General features: G+C 71.2%; 15 protein-coding genes. 10 read left to right on the top strand and 5 right to left on the bottom strand.

Going from position 1 to position 16719, the window contains the following annotated elements:
* Nucleotides 1-11 precede the first annotated feature (11 nt).
* The 8 genes from J2X36_RS05205 to J2X36_RS05170 all read left to right on the top strand — a co-directional run bounded on the left by J2X36_RS05205 (nt 12) and on the right by J2X36_RS05170 (nt 9423).
* A complete protein-coding gene (locus J2X36_RS05205; RefSeq protein WP_310347039.1) occupies nt 12-1199 on the top strand; it encodes a geranylgeranyl diphosphate reductase in 1188 nt (395 codons plus the stop codon).
* A complete protein-coding gene (locus tag J2X36_RS05200) occupies nt 1196-1690 on the top strand; it encodes a TspO/MBR family protein (RefSeq protein ID WP_310347036.1) in 495 nt (164 codons plus the stop codon). Before J2X36_RS05205 ends, J2X36_RS05200 begins: the two co-directional genes overlap by 4 nt.
* Before the next feature lies 1 nt (nt 1691).
* Nucleotides 1692-2051: a hypothetical protein gene (locus tag J2X36_RS05195; protein WP_245516581.1), complete on the top strand. Its 360-nt coding sequence runs from the start codon at nt 1692-1694 to the stop codon at nt 2049-2051.
* 31 nt (nt 2052-2082) lie between these two features.
* The gene (locus tag J2X36_RS05190) at nt 2083-3669 is read left to right on the top strand and encodes a c-type cytochrome (protein WP_310347031.1); all 1587 of its coding nucleotides are present in this window, start codon (nt 2083-2085) and stop codon (nt 3667-3669) included.
* Between the two features lie 198 nt (nt 3670-3867).
* Complete coding sequence (locus tag J2X36_RS05185; RefSeq protein WP_310347028.1) at nt 3868-4674, top strand: SDR family oxidoreductase; 807 nt, start codon at nt 3868-3870, stop codon at nt 4672-4674.
* Between the two features lie 39 nt (nt 4675-4713).
* Nucleotides 4714-6108: a dihydrolipoyl dehydrogenase gene (locus J2X36_RS05180; protein WP_310347026.1), complete on the top strand. Its 1395-nt coding sequence runs from the start codon at nt 4714-4716 to the stop codon at nt 6106-6108.
* A gap of 124 nt (nt 6109-6232) precedes the next feature.
* Nucleotides 6233-8836, top strand: a complete 2604-nt coding sequence (locus J2X36_RS05175; protein ID WP_310347022.1) for a histidine kinase dimerization/phosphoacceptor domain -containing protein — start codon at nt 6233-6235, stop codon at nt 8834-8836.
* Nucleotides 8833-9423: a biliverdin-producing heme oxygenase gene (locus J2X36_RS05170; RefSeq protein WP_310347019.1), complete on the top strand. Its 591-nt coding sequence runs from the start codon at nt 8833-8835 to the stop codon at nt 9421-9423. Before J2X36_RS05175 ends, J2X36_RS05170 begins: the two co-directional genes overlap by 4 nt.
* Nucleotides 9424-9519: 96 nt before the next feature.
* Here the strand turns inward: J2X36_RS05170 and gmk are convergent, their stop codons facing one another.
* The 5 genes from gmk to J2X36_RS05145 form a co-directional block, all read right to left on the bottom strand.
* A complete protein-coding gene (gene gmk, locus J2X36_RS05165) occupies nt 9520-10212 on the bottom strand; it encodes a guanylate kinase (RefSeq protein ID WP_310347016.1) in 693 nt (230 codons plus the stop codon).
* Nucleotides 10213-10269: 57 nt separating this feature from the next.
* Entirely contained in the window at nt 10270-11136 is an 867-nt protein-coding gene (locus J2X36_RS05160) for a YicC/YloC family endoribonuclease (protein ID WP_310347012.1), read from the bottom strand.
* A 69-nt stretch (nt 11137-11205) separates the two neighbouring features.
* On the bottom strand, nt 11206-12585 hold the full coding sequence (gene mltG / locus J2X36_RS05155; protein ID WP_132254178.1) for an endolytic transglycosylase MltG: 1380 nt from the start codon (nt 12583-12585) through the stop codon (nt 11206-11208).
* A 179-nt stretch (nt 12586-12764) separates the two neighbouring features.
* Nucleotides 12765-13676: a bifunctional DNA-formamidopyrimidine glycosylase/DNA-(apurinic or apyrimidinic site) lyase gene (gene mutM, locus J2X36_RS05150; RefSeq protein ID WP_132254176.1), complete on the bottom strand. Its 912-nt coding sequence runs from the start codon at nt 13674-13676 to the stop codon at nt 12765-12767.
* Nucleotides 13677-13761: 85 nt separating this feature from the next.
* Nucleotides 13762-14094 carry a hypothetical protein gene (locus J2X36_RS05145; protein ID WP_132254174.1) on the bottom strand — a complete coding sequence of 111 codons (333 nt, stop codon included), beginning with the start codon at nt 14092-14094 and terminating at the stop codon, nt 13762-13764.
* A gap of 248 nt (nt 14095-14342) precedes the next feature.
* Between J2X36_RS05145 and ubiE the strand changes: the two genes are divergently transcribed.
* Both ubiE and ubiB read left to right on the top strand, forming a co-directional pair.
* Nucleotides 14343-15116 (top strand): bifunctional demethylmenaquinone methyltransferase/2-methoxy-6-polyprenyl-1,4-benzoquinol methylase UbiE, encoded by a 774-nt coding sequence (gene ubiE / locus J2X36_RS05140; RefSeq protein WP_310347005.1) that lies wholly within the window; start codon nt 14343-14345, stop codon nt 15114-15116.
* Nucleotides 15117-15159: 43 nt separating this feature from the next.
* Nucleotides 15160-16716, top strand: a complete 1557-nt coding sequence (gene ubiB / locus J2X36_RS05135) for a 2-polyprenylphenol 6-hydroxylase (RefSeq protein ID WP_310347002.1) — start codon at nt 15160-15162, stop codon at nt 16714-16716.
* Nucleotides 16717-16719: the final 3 nt, after the last annotated feature.

Raw genomic sequence — 16719 nt, 5'->3', positions numbered from 1 at the left:
GGAGTCCCGCCATGACCGAGCCGGCCGAGCCAGAGACCTGCGACGTGGTGGTGGTCGGCGGCGGGCCGGCGGGGGCGACGGCGGCGACCGACCTCGCGCGGGCGGGCCGGCGCGTCCTGCTCCTCGACCGGGGCGGGCGCATCAAGCCCTGCGGCGGCGCCATCCCGCCGCGGCTGATCCGCGACTTCGCGATTCCCGACGATCTCATCGTCGCCCGCATCCGCTCCGCGCGGATGATCTCGCCGGCCGAGAAGCGGGTGGACATGCCGGTGGGCGACGGCTTCGTCGGCATGGTCGACCGGGAGCATTTCGACCCCTGGCTGCGGCGGCGCGCGAGCCTCGCGGGCGCCGAGCACCGCACCGGCACCTTCGAGCGCATCACGCGTGAGGACGGGCAGGCGACCGTGCATTACCGCGCGGCCGGCGTCGAGGCCCGCGTGCGCGCCCGCCTCGTCATCGGGGCCGACGGTGCGACCTCGCCGGTCGGCCGCGCCGAGATCCCGGGACATGCCGGGATGCGGCAGGTCTTCGCCTATCACGAGATCGTCCGGCCCCCGGAGAGCGGCGGCGATTACGAGGGCAGCCGCTGCGACGTGTTCTACCAGGGCAAGCTCTCGCCGGATTTCTACGCCTGGATCTTCCCGCACGGCGACACGATCAGCATCGGCACGGGCTCGGCGCACAAGGGCTTCTCGCTGCGCGGCGCCATCCGCTCCCTGCGCGCCGCGACCGGGCTCGATTCGGGCGTGACCCTGCGCCGGGAGGGCGCGCCGATCCCCCTGAAGCCCCTGAAGCGCTGGGACAACGGCCGGGACGTGCTGCTCACCGGGGACGCCGCCGGCATCGTCGCCCCGGCCTCGGGCGAGGGCATCTACTACGCGATGCTCGGCGGGCGCCTAGCGGCGGAGGCGGCGGATTCGTTCCTGCGAACCGGCGAGGCCCGGGACCTCGCCTCGGCGCGCCGCCGCTTCATGAAGCTGCACGGGCGCGTCTTCCTGATCCTGCGGATCATGCAGTGGGTCTGGTACCGGAACGACGGTCTGCGCGAGCGCTTCGTCTCGATCTGCCGCGACAAGGACGTGCAGCAGCTGACCTGGGATTCCTACATGAACAAGGAGCTGGTCCGCGCCAAGCCCGCCGCCCACGCGCGCATCTTCTTCAAGGACCTCGCGCATCTGTTCCGCTGGGTCTCGCCGTGACGCGGGCGGGGCCGGATGGGGCGACCTACCTCGTCGCGGGCGCTGCGGCCCTCGCCGTCGCCCTGGCCGGCGGCCTCCTGACCGCCGTGGGGCCGCGCAGCCGCGCCCTGCGACGCCCGGCCTGGAGACCGCCGGACTGGGCCTTCGGCCCGGTCTGGGCCGTGATCTTCGCGATGATCACGGTCTCCGCCGCCCTCGCGTGGAGCGCCGCCGCCGACGTCTCGACCCGCGCAATCCTGCTCGCCGCCTACGCCGTGAACGCCGTCCTCAACATCGCCTGGAGCGGGCTGTTCTTCCGGGCCGAGCGGCCGGATTGGGCGCTCCTCGACATCGCCCTCCTCTGGCTGTCGATCCTCACGCTCATCCTCGTCTCGCTGCCGCTCTCCCTCAAGGCGGCACTCCTGCTCCTGCCCTATCTCGGCTGGGTCGGCATCGCCGCCTGCCTCAACCTCGCGATCGTGCGCCTGAACGGCCCGTTCGGGAGGGCATGAGATGGCGGAGTGGGTGACGAGCGGGCGCATCGTCGATCTCATCCTCGCCCTGGTGGCTCTGGAGGCCCTGGCGCTCCTCGCCTACCGGGCTCGCACCGGCCGCGGCCCGGCGCCCCCCGCCATCCTGTGCAATCTCGGCTCGGGCGCCGCCCTGATGCTCGCCCTGCGCGCGGGCCTGACCGGGGCAGCATGGTGGCAGATCGCCGCCTGCCTCGCCCTCGCCCTCGTCGCCCATCTCGGCGATCTCGCCCTTCGGCTTCGCGAGCGGCGTCCTTTTGGTCGCACGGCACGATTTCGTGAGCCAGGAACTTGCGCCGATCAGGCCGCGTTCAACGCGGAAATCCGCCCTGATCAAGTCTAGATCCCGCCTCAGCCGCCGGAGGTCAAGCATTATGCGTAGCATTCTCGCACTTGCTGCAACTTCCGGATTTATAGCGGGCGCGGTGATCTCACCGTCCCCATCCCTGGCGCAGGCGGCGGATGCCGATCTCGTGAAGCGGGGCGAGTACTTGGTCACGGCCGGCGATTGCGTGGCCTGCCACACCGGGCCGGACGGCAAGAAGTTCGCGGGCAATTACGCGCTGAACACGCCGATCGGGAAGATCATGACCCCCAACCTGACGCCCGACAAGGAGACGGGCCTCGGCAACTGGACGGAGGAGGAGTTCTACCGCGCCTTCCACGACGGCATCGGCAAGGACGGGTCCTATCTCTACCCCGCCTTCCCCTTCGCCTGGTACACGAAGGTGACGCGCGACGACGTGAAGGCGATCTACGCCTACCTGCAATCGCTGGAGCCGGTGAGCAACCCGCGCAAGGCGAGCGAGATTCCCTTCCCCTTCAACGTCCGCACGGCGCTCATCACGTGGCGCACGGCCTTCTTCACGGCGGGCGAGTTCAAGCCGGACCCGAACGCCAGCGCCGAGGTGAACCGCGGCGGCTACCTCGTGGAGGGGCTCGGGCACTGCGGCATGTGCCACAACGAGAATAAGATCGTCGGCAACAGCGGGCTCGCCGGCAAGCTCGGCGGCGGCGTCATCGACGGCTGGTACGCGCCCAACATCACCCCCGACGACCACCAGGGCATCGGCTCGTGGAGCGACGAGCAGGTGGTGACCTACCTCAAGACCGGGGCCGCGCCCGGCAACAAGCCGGGCGTGGCGGCCGGCCCCATGCGCCAGACGATCGAGGAATCGCTGAGCAAGCTGACGGATGCCGACCTCAAGGCGATGGTCGCCTACCTGCGGACGCAGCAGGCGAAGGAGACCTACAAGGTCAAGGATCTGCAGGCCTTCAACCAGCCGAACGCGCCGGGCGCTTCGGTCTATCTCAGCTACTGCTCCTCCTGCCACAAGCCGGACGGCAAGGGCGTCGAGGGCGCGATTCCGGCGCTGGCCGGCAACACCTCGGTCCAGTCCGCCGGCCCGCAGACCGTGATCAACGTCGTGCTGGGGGGCCTCGCGGCCCAGAGCGGCTACGCCTCGATGCCGGCCGTCGGCCAGGGCATGACCGACCAGCAGATCGCCGACGTGACCGACTACGTCCGCAATTCCTGGGGCAATGCCGCCCCCGTCATCGAAGACCGGGGCATCGTCTCGCAGGCGCGCGGCAGGATCCAGACGATGCTGGCCGGCAACGCCCCCTGTTCGGAGGTCGGCAACGAGGCGCTCGCCAAGGTCATCGCGGCGAACGGCGTGGCGGACGCCCTGCGAAACCTGAAGCAGGACGAGTTCGTGCCGCGTCTCTCCACCCTCGTACCGAAGCTGAAGGCGGAGGCCGCGGGGGCGAGCGACGACGAGATCGTGAACGGCCTCACCGCCACCTTCTGCAAGGTCGCCAAGGACACGAATTTCTACGCCGACGCCCCCTGGCACGCGGTGATCGGCAGCTTCGGCAACGTGGCCTACAGTCAGGTCCGCAACCCGGAGAAGCAGGCGAGCACGCAGGTCCCGGCGGGCCCGACCCCGAGTCGAAACTGATGCGCGGCGGCCGGGGACGTCCCCCCGCCACGTTGCCGCAGAGGCGCGCGGCGGCGGAACGATACCGGCGCGCCGGTGTTGGCCGGCGATCGTCCGATCGGGGGACTTTCGGGAAGGGGTCTGGGCCGCCTTGAGCGGCGCCGCGATGTCCCACCGGAGTGGAGCCGACGGCCATTTCCGGGCAGCAGGAGCATCGCGATGGATCTCGGGATCAGCGGACGCGTCGCCGTCGTCACCGGCGGCGATTCGGGCATGGGCAGGAAGAGCGCGGAGTACCTCCTCCGCGAGGGCGTGAAGATCGTCCTCACCGACGTCGACGAGGACAAGGTGCAGGCGGCGGCCCAGGAACTCGCGAGCCTCGGCGAGGTGCGCGCGGTCGCGGCCGATCTCAGCGGCATGGCGGGCGTCGAGACCCTGAAGGCCTTCGCCGACACCGCCTTCGGGCGCAAGCCCACGATCCTCGTGAATGCGGCCGGCATCACCGGCGCCACGGGCGACTTCCTCGAACTCAGCGACGAGGATTGGCTGGAGACGATCCAGGCCGACCTGATGGTGGCCGTGCGCGTCGCCCGCGCCTTCATTCCCGGCATGCGCGAGGCCGGCTGGGGCCGCGTCGTCCTGTTCACCTCCGAGGATGCCGTGCAGCCCTACGTCGAGGAACTGCCCTATTGCGCGGCCAAGGCCGGCCTGATGAACCTCACCAAAGGCCTCTCCAAGGCCTACGGGCCGGACGGCGTGCTCGTGAACTCGGTGGCGCCCGCCTTTGTCGCCACGCCGATGACCGATGCGATGATGGAGAAGCGCGCGAAGGAACTCGGCGTCTCCTTCGACGAGGCGATCGAGTCCTTCCTCGGCGAGAAGCGCCCCGGCATCGTCGCGAAGCGGCGCGGCCGCGCCGAGGAGGTCGCCGCGGCGGTCGCCTTCCTGTGCTCGGAACAGGCGAGCTTCATCACCGGCGAGAACCTGCGCATCGACGGCGGTGCCGTCCTGACGATGGGCAGCTGAGCACCGGGCGCGGCGTGGCGCGGAAGGGAAGTCGGTTCGATGCGTGAGATCGCGTGCGACGTGGCGGTGATCGGGGCCGGGACGGCGGGCATCGCCGCCCACGCGGCGGCGCGCAGGGCCGGTGCCCGCGCCGTCCTGGTCGAGGCCGGGCCCGGCGGCACCACCTGTGCGCGCGTCGGCTGCATGCCCTCGAAGCTCCTCATCGCTGCGGGCGCGGCGGCGCAGGGCGCCCGCGAGGCCGGGCTGTTCGGCCTCGACGTGCCCGAGATCCGGGTCGACGGACGGGCGGTGCTGCACCGCCTCCGGTCCGAGCGCGACCGCTTCGTCGCCCTGGTCCGCGACGGGCTCGACGATCTGCCCGAGGACGCGCGCCTGTCCGGCCGCGCCCGGTTCGAGGATGCGGGCACGCTTCGTGTCAACGAGGACACCCGCCTCGGCTTCCGCGCCGCCATCGTCGCCACGGGGTCGAGCCCCGCGATCCCCGAGCCGCTCCGGGACCTCGGCGACCGCGTGCTCACCACCGACACCCTCTTCGAGATCGAGGATCTGCCGCGCTCGCTCGCCGTCCTCGGCGGCGGCCCCGTCGGGATCGAGATCGCCCAGGCGATGGCGCGCCTCGGCGTCGAGATTGACGTGTTCGATGCCGGGACCGCACTCGCCGGCCTGTCCCACCCCGATCTCGTCGAGGCGGCCAACGCCGTCTTCGGCGCCGGCATGAGCCTTCATCTCGGCACGGAGATCGTGGAGGCCGCCCGCGAGGGCGAGGGCGTGCGGGTCGCCTGGAAGGCGAAGGACGGCGAGCGCCACGAAGGCCGCTTCGATCGGATCCTGGCCGCCGCCGGGCGCCCCTCGAACCTGTCGGGTCTCGGTCTCGACGCCGCGGGCCTCTCCCTCGGCGAGAAGGGCATGCCGCGCTTCGATCCGCGCACCCTCCTGTGCGAGGGCGCCCCGGTCCTCATCGCCGGCGACGCGAACGGCATCCGTCCGATCCTGCACGAGGCGGCGCGCCAGGGCCGCATCGCGGGCGAGAATGCCGCCGCCCTCGCGGCCGGCCGGCCGCTCGCCGCGCCGGAGCCCTGGGTGAACCTCGCCATGGTCTTCACGCACCCGCAGGCCGCCCTGGTCGGCGCGCCCTATGAGGCCGACGCGGCGGGCGCGCGCATCACCGGCGCCATGAGCTTCTGCGATCAGGGCCGGGCTCGCATCGAGGGAAAGAACTCGGGCGGCCTGCGGATCTGGGCCGACCGGGGCGGCCGGCTGCTCGGCGGCGAGATGCTGGGGCCGGGCGTCGAGCACCTGTCCCAATACCTCGCCCTCGCCGTCCAGCAGGGCCTGAGCGCCGCCGAACTGCGCGACCGCCCCTTCTACCACCCGACCCTGGAGGAGGGTCTGGAGACGGCTCTGGCCGAGATCGCGCGGGCAGTCGCTCGCTGAGCGGAAGCTGCGGCAACGTTAACGTGCATCAACATCCATCCAATCCGGAGATCGCGCCCCCGAGGATTGCACTCGGCGGAACGCCCGTTCATACCGTTGGGCACATGAGGATTGCCCGTCACCGATGCCGCTGAACGATCCTGCCGGCGGCCCCATCGATCTCGATTCGCTCGGGCCCGACGGGCTCGATGACCTCGATATCGGGGTGATCGGGCTCGACCGCTCGGGCGTGATCGTCGCCTACAACGATGCGGCGAGCGCGTTCAGCGGCCTGTCGGCCTCGGCGGTGATCGGCCATCACTATTTCCGCGAGGTGGCGCCGGCTACCAACCTTCCGAGCTTTCACGGGCGCTTCCTGTCGGGCATCCGCCGCGGGCGGCTCGACGAGAGCTTCGAGTTCGTGTTCGGCCGCGTGCCGCAACCCTTGCGTGTCCGCGTCGAGATGCGCCAGGGACGCGACCATTACTGGATGACGCTGACGCCGCTGCAGGCGGTCGGCGCGGGCGAGCGGCGCGAGGCGGTGATCGCCGCCCTGGGCAATCGGGCCCGCGCCGAGCCGGTCGACCCGAGCCTGTGCGAGCGCGAGCCGATCCACATCCCGGGTTCGATCCAGCCGAACGCCGTGATGATCGCCGCCGATGCCGCGGATCTGGTGATCCTCGCGCACAGCGTGAACGTGCACGAGACGCTGCCCGACGACGGCCGCACCCTGAGCGGCCGCCGCCTCGACGCTGTCCTGCCCCGCTCGTTCGTCGACGTGATCCGCGCGCGCCTCGCCTCCGGCACCCTCGACGACGGGCGCTCGATCCGCCGCACGATCCGGCTGCCCGGCCGGGGCCAGACCGCGAACGCCTACTTCGCCGTGGCCCATGCCCATCTCGGCCGCGTGATCGTCGAGATGGAGATGGCTCCGGAACTGCCGGAGGATTTCGCCGTCGCGACGCAGACCGACACGGAACTCTCCGTGGCGCGCCTGCGCAGTGCCGAGACGCTCGGAACGGTCGCCCGCATCGCCGCCCTGGAGGTGCGCGCGCTGACCGGCTTCGAGTGCGTCCTCGTCTACCGCTTCGATGCCGACTGGAACGGCGAGGCCATCGCCGAGGACAAGGTGGCGGACTGGTCGCGCACCCTGCTCGGCCTGCGCTTCCCGGCCTCCGACATCCCCGCCCAGGCCCGGGCGCTCTACACCAAGGCGAAGAGCCGCTTCGTGATCGACCGCGACAGCGTGCCGGTCCCCCTCGTCGCCGCGCCGCCCGCCGGGAACGGGCCGATCGACCTCACCTTCGCCCAGCACCGCACGCTCTCGCCGATCCATCTGGAATATCAGCGCAATCTCGGCGTGAACGGATCGATGTCAATCTCGATCATGGTCGAGGGCAAGCTCTGGGGCCTGATGATCGGGCATCACCGGCAGCCGCATTACGTGGCGCCGGAGACGCGCGCCGCGGCGACCGTGATCACCGACGCCTTCGCCATGCGGGTGCAGGAGATCGAGGGGCGGCGTCTCTGGGCGGAACAGCAGGCGCATCTCGACACCGAAGGCCGCCTCGTGCGCGAGCTGACCCGCTCCGACGATTTCGTCGGCGCGCTGACGTCGGGCACGATGACCCTGCTCGACCTCTTCGGGGCGACCGGCGCGGGCGTCGTCTCGGCGGGCGGCGTCACCCTCATCGGCAAGACCCCGGCCGAGGCCGAGGTCCGGGACCTCGCCGTCTGGCTGAGGGAGCACCTGCCCGCGGAGGCCTCCTCCTACGCGTCCAGCGCCTTCTCCGCCGAATTCCAGCCGGCCGCCGCCTATCGCGAGATCGCGAGCGGGCTGCTCGCCGCCTTCGTCGACCCGGCGCGGGAGCACCTGCTGCTCTGGTTCCGTCCGGAAGTGCCGAGCACGGTGACCTGGGGGGGCGACCCCCGCAAGCCCGTCCTCCCCGGCAGCGGCCCCGTCGCGGTGCTGCCCCGGCGCTCCTTCGAGCGCTGGGTCGAGGAACGGACGGGCTTCGCCACGCCCTTCGCCGACTGGCAAGTCTCCCTGGCCCAGTCCCTCGCGCAGGCCGTCGAGGGCGTGGTGCTGCGCCAGCGCCGGAAGATCGACGAGCTGACCGGCCTCCTCGCCGACAAGGAGAAGCTCCTCACGCAGAAGGACATACTGACCCGGGAGATCGATCACCGCGTCAAGAACTCGCTCCAGATCGTCTCCGCCTTCCTGCAGATGCAGCGCCGGCAGATCGCCGACCCGGATGCCCGCCAGGCCTTCGCGGAGACCTCCGCGCGGGTGATGAGCGTCGCCCGGGTGCACGACAGCCTCTATCAGGCCGAGAGCGTCGAGGAGGTCGATCTCGGCCAGACCATCGAGAACCTGTGCAGCGATCTCGCCGGCATGGCGGGCGACGGCCACGCGGTCGAACTCGTGGCGGAATCCGGCGTGATGGTGCCCTACCGCAAGGCGGTGGCCCTCTCGCTGATCGCCACCGAACTGGTCACCAACGCGTTCAAATACGCCGCGGGACCGACTGGGGGCGGCCGCGTCGAGGTGAGCGTCTCCTCTTCCGCCGGGGGTGGGGTCCGGCTCAAGGTCTGCGACGACGGCGGCGGCATGCCCGAGGGCTGGGCCGAGGCGAGGCCCCAGGGGACGGGGCTCGGCATGAAGATGATCCGGGCGATGCTCGATCAGATCAACGCCCGCATCGAGGTCGCCAACACGCCCGGCGCCTGCTTCACGATCACCGCGTGAGCGCCGGAAGCGGCCTGCACGCGCGCCTGCGGGCGGAGACCGCGGCGGCGCACGAGGCGCTGGAGCGCGACCTCGACTGGGAGGCGCGCGTCGCGACGCTCCCCGGCTACCGCAACCTCCTCGCCCGCTTCCACGGCTTCCACGCGGCCTACGAGCCCGCGATCGCGGAGGCGCTCGGCGATCCGGGCTTCCTCGACGAGCGGCGCCGGCTCGACCCGCTCGCCGCGGACCTGCTCCATCTCGGCCTCGACGCCGTCTCCATCGAGAGCCTGCCTCAAGCCGCGCCGCCCGGCCTCGACGGCACGGCCTCGGCGCTCGGCTCGCTCTACGTGCTCGAAGGTTCGACCCTCGGCGGACAGGTGATCGGCCGCCGCATCGCGGCGCTTCACGGGTTCGATGAGATCGCGGGCTGCGCCTATTACCGGGGCCGGGGTGCGCGGGTCGGCGCGCTCTGGGCGAGCTTCCGCGCCCGTCTCGACGCGCTGACCGGTGAGGCGGAGGCGAAGGCCGCCTCGCGGGCGGCCAACGCTACCTTCGAGGCGATGCGGGTCTGGCTGTGCCGGCCCGTCGCGAGCGCGGCCGCGTAGCTCCGCGCTCTTCCCGAGGAAGACGCGCGTCAGGATCTCACGATATCGAGGCGCCGGCTCCGGAAGGGGCGGGAAACGCGGCCCGGCTCGGCCGCCCTACCGCGCCTCGCTCTCGCTCAGGAGATCGTCGACGAAGGCGCCGAGCCCCGTGCGGCGGGTCCGCTTCAGGCGCTCGGCCGTCAGGATGCCCTGGAGCGAGGTGAAGGCGTTCTGGAGGTCGTCGTTGACGATGACGTAATCGTACTCGCTCCAGCGCTGGATCTCGACGCGGGCATTGGCGAGCCGCTTCTCGATCGTGGCGGGCGAATCCTCCGCCCGCCGCTCCAGGCGCTGGCGCAGCTCCGCCATGCTGGGTGGCAGGATGAAGACGGTGACGACGTCGTCCGAGAGCTTCGAGCGGACCTGCCGCGTGCCCTGGTAGTCGATGTCGAAGATCATGTCCCGGCCCTCGGCCAGGACCTTCTCCACCGGCCGACGCGGCGTGCCGTAGAAATTGCCGTGCACCTCCGCCCATTCGAGCAGGTCGTCCCGGGCGCGCAGGCTGTCGAACGCCTCACGGTCGATGAAGCGGTAATGCTTGCCCTCGATCTCGGAGGGGCGGCGCGGCCGCGTCGTCACCGAGATCGAGAGTTCGAGCCCCCAGCCGCCGTCCTGCGCGATGGCCCGCGTCAGCGTGGTCTTCCCCGCGCCCGACGGCGAGGACAGGATCAGGATCAGGCCCCGCCGGCCGATCCGGCCCTCGGCTTCGCCCTGCGATCCGGGCCGGCCCCCCGACGCCCCCGCGCTCATCGGCGCCCGCTCCCCATCTCGACCTGCCCGCTGGCTCGCATCATGCCCCGACGCACCCTACTCGACGTTCTGAACCTGCTCGCGGAATTGCTCCACCACGGCCTTCAAGTCGAGTCCGATCCGCGACAGGGTGATGTCGTTGGCCTTGGCGCACAGGGTGTTCGCCTCGCGGCCGAGCTCCTGCGCCAGGAAGTCGAGGCGCCGGCCGATCGCGCCCCCGCCCGCGATCAGCTCCGCGGCCGAGGCGAGGTGGGCGCGGAGCCGGTCGAGCTCCTCCCGCACGTCGGCCTTGGCGGCGAGGAGCACCGCCTCCTGGTGGAGCCTGTCCGGGTCGAGTCCGGTGCCCGCCTCGGTCAGGCTGGCGACGCTCGCGGCGAGCTTCGCGCGCACGGCATCGGGCTTGCGGGCCGGACACTCCTCCGCGGCCTGGATGATCGCGATCAACGTGCCGAGGTGTCCATTGATGATCTCTTGAAGAGCGCGCCCCTCGGCCCGGCGCGCCTCGACGAGGTCGGCCACGAGCCGCACCACGCCCTCCGCGAGGTCGCGGGCGAGCGACTCGGTCTCCACGCTCTCCGCCTCCTCGCTCTCGATGACGCCGCGCACCCCGAGCAGCCCGTCCATCGTCGCCGGCGCGATGCCCTCCGGCACCGGCACCCGCGCGACCGCCTCCGCCAAAGCCGCGAGGAGCGCCTCGTTCACCCGCACCCGCGCCGCCGTCTCGGGCTTCGTCAGAGAGAGGGAGAGCTGGCACTGGCCGCGGGTCAGGGTCTTCTGCAGGGCGGTGCGGGCGACCTCGCCCGCGGCCTCGGCACCGTTCGGAACGCGGACCCGCACCTCGAGCCCGCGCCCATTCACGCTGCGGACCTCCCAGGCCCAATGCACGGGGCCGGTCGCGCCCGCGGCCCGTGCGAACCCGGTCATGCTGGCGATCATGTCGTCGACTGAGCCCCCGCTGTCATGGTGCGGCCCGCGCCCCGCGAGCCCCGTCGGTCAGTGCGGCTGCTTCAGCACCGGCACGGATTTCGCCGAATTCAGGTCGAAGGTCTTGTTCTTCAGCGGGTCGAGCTTCGTGCCCTCGGACGCGTCGAAGGCGCGGGAGCGCGGGCCCGCCGCGTTCGCCCCGTCGAGCGCCAGCGCCGAGTTCGTCGGCGGCGCGAAGGCGGAGGCGCGGCCGGGCACCGCGCCCGGGTCGAGCGGCGGCTCGGCCTTGTCGACGCCACCCGCGTCCGGCGTCGGCGATTGACGGCTCTTCTCCACCGCCCGCCAGCGGGCGACGTTCTTCTGGTGGCCCTCCAGGCTGTCCGCGAAGGCGTGGCCGCCCGTGCCGTCCGCCACGAAGAAGAGGTCCTTGGTCCGCGAGGGGTTGGCCACCGCCTCGAGCGCGGCGCGGCCCGGATTGGCGATCGGGCCCGGCGGCAGACCCTCGATCACGTAGGTGTTGTAGGGCGTCGCCCGCTCGATCTCGGAGCGCTGGATGCCGCGCCCCAGCGTGCCGCGCCCGCCCACAAGGCCGTAGACGATGGTCGGGTCGGATTGCAGCTTCATGCGCTTGTTCAGGCGGTTGACGAAGACGCCGGCGACCCGCGGCCGCTCGTCGGCGCGCCCCGTTTCCTTCTCGACGATCGAGGCGAGGGTGACCATCTCGGCAGGCGTCCGCACGGGAACCTCGGTGTTCCGGCGCTGCCAGATCTGGTTCAGCACCTCCTTCTGCTTCGCGCGCATCAGGTTGACGATCTGCTGCCGGGTGGCGCCCCGCTCGAACTTGTAGGTATCGGGCAGGAGCGAGCCCTCGCCCGGGATCTCGCTGACCTCGCCCGCGAGCACGTCGTTCTCGTTGAGCCGCGCGACGATCTGCTCGCTGGTCAGGCCCTCGGGGAAGGTGATCGCGTGCTGGACCTGGCGCCCCGAGGTGACGACGTCGAGGGCGTCGCTGATCGTGGCATGGGCCTTGAAGCTGTACTCGCCGGCCTTGAGCGGCGGCCGGCCGCCGAAGCGGGCGGCGATCTCGAACAGGCCGGTATGGGCGATCACGCCCTCGCGCTGCAGGATTTCCGCGATCTCGCCCGTCCCGCTGCGGGAGGGAATTACCACCACCTTGTCGTTGGCGAGGGGGCCGGGCTCGTTGATCTGCCGCTGCACCAGCGTCAGGCCGATCATCGCGCCGATGGCGAGGACCACCGCGAAAGTCAGCAGGCCGCTGATCGTCGCGAGCAGGCCGCCACGCTCGCGCTCCGGCTCCTCCGGGGGCGGAAGGGCGGCCGTGGGCTTGATCGCCTCCCCGGGCGAGCGCGGCGAGAGGCGGTTCGGCAGGGCCGGCTCGTCGGAGATGGCCGGCGTCGGAGCGGGCGGCTTGCGTCTGCGGAAGAACATCGAAATCCTGCTCGGGCTCGCGCTTCCTGACCCCTGCCCGGTCTCCGGCCGGGAACGGCGCCACCGGAGCGGCGCGATCAGGATGGCACGGTTGGGCGCGCGTGTCAGGAGACCGCGGAAGGGGCGACCCTAGCCCGCTTTATGGCAAAATTGCCGTGGCGGCGCTCACTTTGCCGCGCTCAGGCCCTCGCGCGGCCGGTCGGGACGGGCTGGCAGCCGGCGCAGAAGAAGGTCGAGCGCCCGGACTGCACGATCCGGCCGATCACGCCGCGGCAGCCGGGCGAGGTGCAGGGCTCCCCGACCCGGTCGTAGACCCGGAAGGCGTTCTGGAAGGCGCCGGCGCTGCCGTCCGTATGGGCGTAGTCGCGCAGCGTCGAGCCGCCGGCCGCGACCGCCTCCGTCAGGACCTCGCGGATCACCTCGGCGAGACGCCGCGCCTTCGCCGTCGGCTGGCCCCCCTTCGTGACGAGGCTTCCCGCCGGCGCCTCGGGGTGGAGGCCCGCCCGGTGCAGGGCCTCGCACACGTAGATGTTGCCGAGCCCCGCGATCAGGCGTTGATCGAGGAGCGCACTCTTCAGGGGCGTGATCCGGTGGCGGAACAGGCGTGCCACCGCCTCGCCCGTCAGCGCCTCGCTCAAGGGCTCGATCCCCATGCCGGAGAAGTGCCGTGAGGCGGCGAGGGTCTCGGTCGGAACGAGATCCATGAAGCCGAAGCGGCGCACGTCGTTGTAGGTGACGGTGGCACCCGTCTCCATCGCCATCACGACGTGGTCGTGCTTGGGCGTGCCGAGCGCGCCCTCCAGGTAGAAGTCTCCCGGCGAGAGGTTGCGCCCGTCCGGCAGAGCCACGTCGAAGCGACCGCTCATGCCGAGATGCATGATCAGCGTCTCGCCGGAATCGAGAGGTGCCGTCAGGTACTTCGCCCGGCGCGCGAGGTCCGTGACCCGGCGGCCTTCCAGGCGCTCGACGAAGCGCTCGGGGAAGGGGAAGCGCAGGTTCGGCCGCCGCAGGGTGACGCGGGAGAACCGCGCCCCGACCATGGCGGGCTGAAGCCCGCGGCGGACGGTCTCGACCTCGGGAAGTTCGGGCATGCGCTCGGGTGCGTTGCGGTGGCGGAACGGAGCCCGGATATCGGCCTGCTGCGCTCGCCGAGCAATCCCGCTGCGACGCCGCGCGTCAGGAAACCCGGTCGCCCGGCATCGGCTGCGCGGAGGCGCAGGCCTCCGCGAAGGCCCCGTCGCAATGGGTGAGCAGGCACTCGATGAAGCTCGCGTGATAGAACGCGTAGACCCCGCTGGAGACCGGCTCCCGCTCGCCGCGCACGATGTGGAAGACGAGTTCGCCGGGGCACAGGCGCGGCACCAGAAAAGCCCGGCTCTGCCAGCGATGCGTGCCGTGGGTGAAGCCGCCCTCCTCTCGAATCCATTCGAGGATCAGCCCATCCGCGACCGCCCGCTCGATCTGCGCGAGCAGGGCGCCCGGGGAGCGCGTCCGGAAAGCGATGGACATCGAAGACGTCGTCTGACAGGCGGGATCGACTCTGCAGCATTCGCAGTGTGAAACATTCGCGCTCACCCTGCAAGTCCGAGATCTTCGATGGGTTTGGAAGAAATTATGTCTCGCCGACCCAGTAATGTGAGCACTTTCTGACCCGAGACCCTGATTTGTCCGGCCTGTCCCCGCTGTCGCGGTGCGGGTTTCGACGCATGGCGGTTTCCCCCTCGCTTCGCTATGGAGGCGGGCGAAGGGTAGGTGCCATGCGTCACGACGAGCGGCCGTCCGGCGACGGGACGACGGATTTCGGGTTCGAGCGGGTGGCGCTCGGCGAGAAGCAGGGGCGCGTCGACGACGTGTTCCGCTCGGTCGCGAAGCGCTACGACCTGATGAACGACCTGATGTCGGGGGGCCTGCACCGCGCCTGGAAGGCGCAGCTCATCGCGATGCTGCGCCCGCCCAAGGCCAGGCCCTTCCGCCATCTCGACGTGGCGGGCGGGACCGGCGACATCGCGTTCCGGTCGCTCGAGGCCGGCGGCCCGCAGACGCAGGTGACCGTCCTCGACATCAACGAGGCCATGCTGCGGGTCGGGGCCGAGCGGGCCGGCGAGCGCTTTCGGGGCCGCATCGATTTCGTGACCGGCAATGCCGAGACTCTGCCGCTGCCCGATTCCGCGTTCGACGCCTACACGATCGCGTTCGGCATCCGGAACGTGCCGCGCATCGAGGCCGCGCTCAGCGAGGCGCGCCGGGTGCTGCGGCCGGGCGGCCGCTTCCTCTGCCTCGAATTCTCGAAGGTGGACATGCCGGTCCTCGACCGGATCTACGACGCCTACTCCTTCCACGTGATCCCGCGGATCGGCGCTCGGGTCGCGGGCGATGCCGAATCCTACCGCTACCTCGTCGAGTCGATCCGCCGCTTCCCCTCCCCCGGCGCCTTCGCCGGCATGATCGAGGCGGCCGGCCTGCGCCACGTCACGCACCGCTCCCTGTCGGGCGGCATCGTGGCGATCCATTCGGGCTGGAAAGTCTCCTGATGGCGGTCGCCGAGACACCGACCCGTCGGGAGCCCCGGCTCTCGTGATCGGCGCCGTCTTCCATCTCGTGCGCGGCGCGCATGTGGGATTCGTCCTGGCCCGCGAGGGCGGGCTCGCCTTCATGGACCCCTCGCAACTGCCCCCGCACCTGCGCCTCGCCCTCAGGGTCGGCCGCATGCTGGAGCGGCCGGGCCTCGGTGAAGGGGCTGCCCGCCTCTCGGCGGCGCTCACGCGTCTCGGCCCCTCCTACGTGAAGTTCGGGCAGTTCCTGGCGACGCGGCCCGACATCGTCGGCATGGCCGCCGCGATCGACCTGGAGAAGCTGCAGGACCGCGTTCCCCCCTTCCCGCAGGGGCAATCCATCCGCGTCGTCGAGACCTCGTTCGGGCGGCCGCTCCGCGAGGTCTTCGCCTCGTTCAGCGAGCCGATCGCGGCGGCCTCGATCGCGCAGGTGCACAAGGCGACGGTGATCGACGCGGACGGCACGCAGCGCAACCTCGCCGTCAAGGTGATGCGGCCGGGCGTGCGCGAGCGCTTCCAGCGCGACCTCCAGGCGATGCGCTTCATGGCCCGCGTCGTGCACGCCCTCTCGCCCCAGGCCGAGCGCCTGCGCCCGCGGGAAGTGGTCGAGATCCTGGCCCGCTCGGTGATGATGGAGATGGATTTCCGGCTCGAGGCGGCCGCGATGTCCGAGCTCGCCCAGAACACCGCGGACGATGCGGATTTCCGGGTGCCGAAGCCGGAATGGGAACTGACCGCCCGGGACGTGCTGACGAGCGAGTGGATCGAGGGAGCGCGGCTCCACGACCACGCGACCCTCATCGCGGCCGGCCACGATCTGCGGGCGCTCGGCCGCACGGTGATCCAGTCCTTCCTGCGCCAAGCGATCCGGGATGGATTCTTCCATGCCGACATGCACCCCGGAAACCTGTTCGTGGATGCCGAGGGGCGCCTGACCGCCGTCGATTTCGGCATCATGGGGCGGCTCGGGCTGAAGGAGCGGCGCTTCCTCGCCGAGATCCTGCTCGGCTTCATCCTGCGCGACTACAAGCGCGTGGCGCAGGTTCATTTCGAGGCCGGCTACGTGCCGGCCCACCATTCCGTCGACGATTTCGCGCAGGCGATCCGCGCCATCGGCGAGCCGATCCATCAGCGCCGGGCCGACGAGATCTCGATGGCGAAGGTGCTGACGCTGCTCTTCGACGTGACCGCCCTCTTCGACATGAGCACGCGCACCGAGCTCGTGATGCTGCAGAAGACCATGGTGGTCGTCGAGGGCGTCGCCCGCTCCCTCGATCCGCAGCTCGACATGTGGACCGGCGCCGAGCCTGTGGTGCGGAGCTGGATCGCCCGCAACCTCGGGCCGATCGGCCGCATCGAGAGTGCGGGCCGCGCGGTGCTCACCATCGCCGATGTCGTGGGCGACGTGCCCGACCTGTCGCAACGCCTCAAGCGCATCCTGATCCGCCTCGACGAGGCCGGAACCGGAGACGCGCAGCGCCTCGAGGCCTTCGCCCGGCAGGAGAAGCGTCGGGCGCTCTGGTCGACGCTGGCGCTCTGGGGCATCGCCATCGGTGCGCTGGTCATGGCCTTCCGGTAAGCT

Origin of the sequence: Methylobacterium sp. BE186 (assembly GCF_031457035.1) — a bacterium.
Lineage (GTDB): Bacteria > Pseudomonadota > Alphaproteobacteria > Rhizobiales > Beijerinckiaceae > Methylobacterium > Methylobacterium segetis.
The sequence above is the reverse complement of the archived record's forward strand: the minus strand, read 5'-3'. Positions and strand labels throughout refer to the sequence as shown.

Bases quoted from the DNA above. Each gene is read 5' to 3' on its own strand.
- J2X36_RS05205 (WP_310347039.1), top strand. From the start codon at position 12: ATGACCGAGCCGGCCGAGCCAGAGACCTGCGACGTGGTGGTGGTCGGC.
- J2X36_RS05195 (WP_245516581.1), top strand. From the start codon at position 1,692: ATGGCGGAGTGGGTGACGAGCGGGCGCATCGTCGATCTCATCCTCGCC.
- J2X36_RS05190 (WP_310347031.1), top strand. From the start codon at position 2,083: ATGCGTAGCATTCTCGCACTTGCTGCAACTTCCGGATTTATAGCGGGC.
- J2X36_RS05185 (WP_310347028.1), top strand. From the start codon at position 3,868: ATGGATCTCGGGATCAGCGGACGCGTCGCCGTCGTCACCGGCGGCGAT.
- J2X36_RS05180 (WP_310347026.1), top strand. From the start codon at position 4,714: ATGCGTGAGATCGCGTGCGACGTGGCGGTGATCGGGGCCGGGACGGCG.
- J2X36_RS05175 (WP_310347022.1), top strand. From the start codon at position 6,233: ATGCCGCTGAACGATCCTGCCGGCGGCCCCATCGATCTCGATTCGCTC.
- gmk (WP_310347016.1), bottom strand. From the start codon at position 10,212: ATGAGCGCGGGGGCGTCGGGGGGCCGGCCCGGATCGCAGGGCGAAGCC.
- J2X36_RS05160 (WP_310347012.1), bottom strand. From the start codon at position 11,136: ATGACCGGGTTCGCACGGGCCGCGGGCGCGACCGGCCCCGTGCATTGG.
- mltG (WP_132254178.1), bottom strand. From the start codon at position 12,585: ATGTTCTTCCGCAGACGCAAGCCGCCCGCTCCGACGCCGGCCATCTCC.
- mutM (WP_132254176.1), bottom strand. From the start codon at position 13,676: ATGCCCGAACTTCCCGAGGTCGAGACCGTCCGCCGCGGGCTTCAGCCC.
- J2X36_RS05145 (WP_132254174.1), bottom strand. From the start codon at position 14,094: ATGTCCATCGCTTTCCGGACGCGCTCCCCGGGCGCCCTGCTCGCGCAG.
- ubiE (WP_310347005.1), top strand. From the start codon at position 14,343: ATGCGTCACGACGAGCGGCCGTCCGGCGACGGGACGACGGATTTCGGG.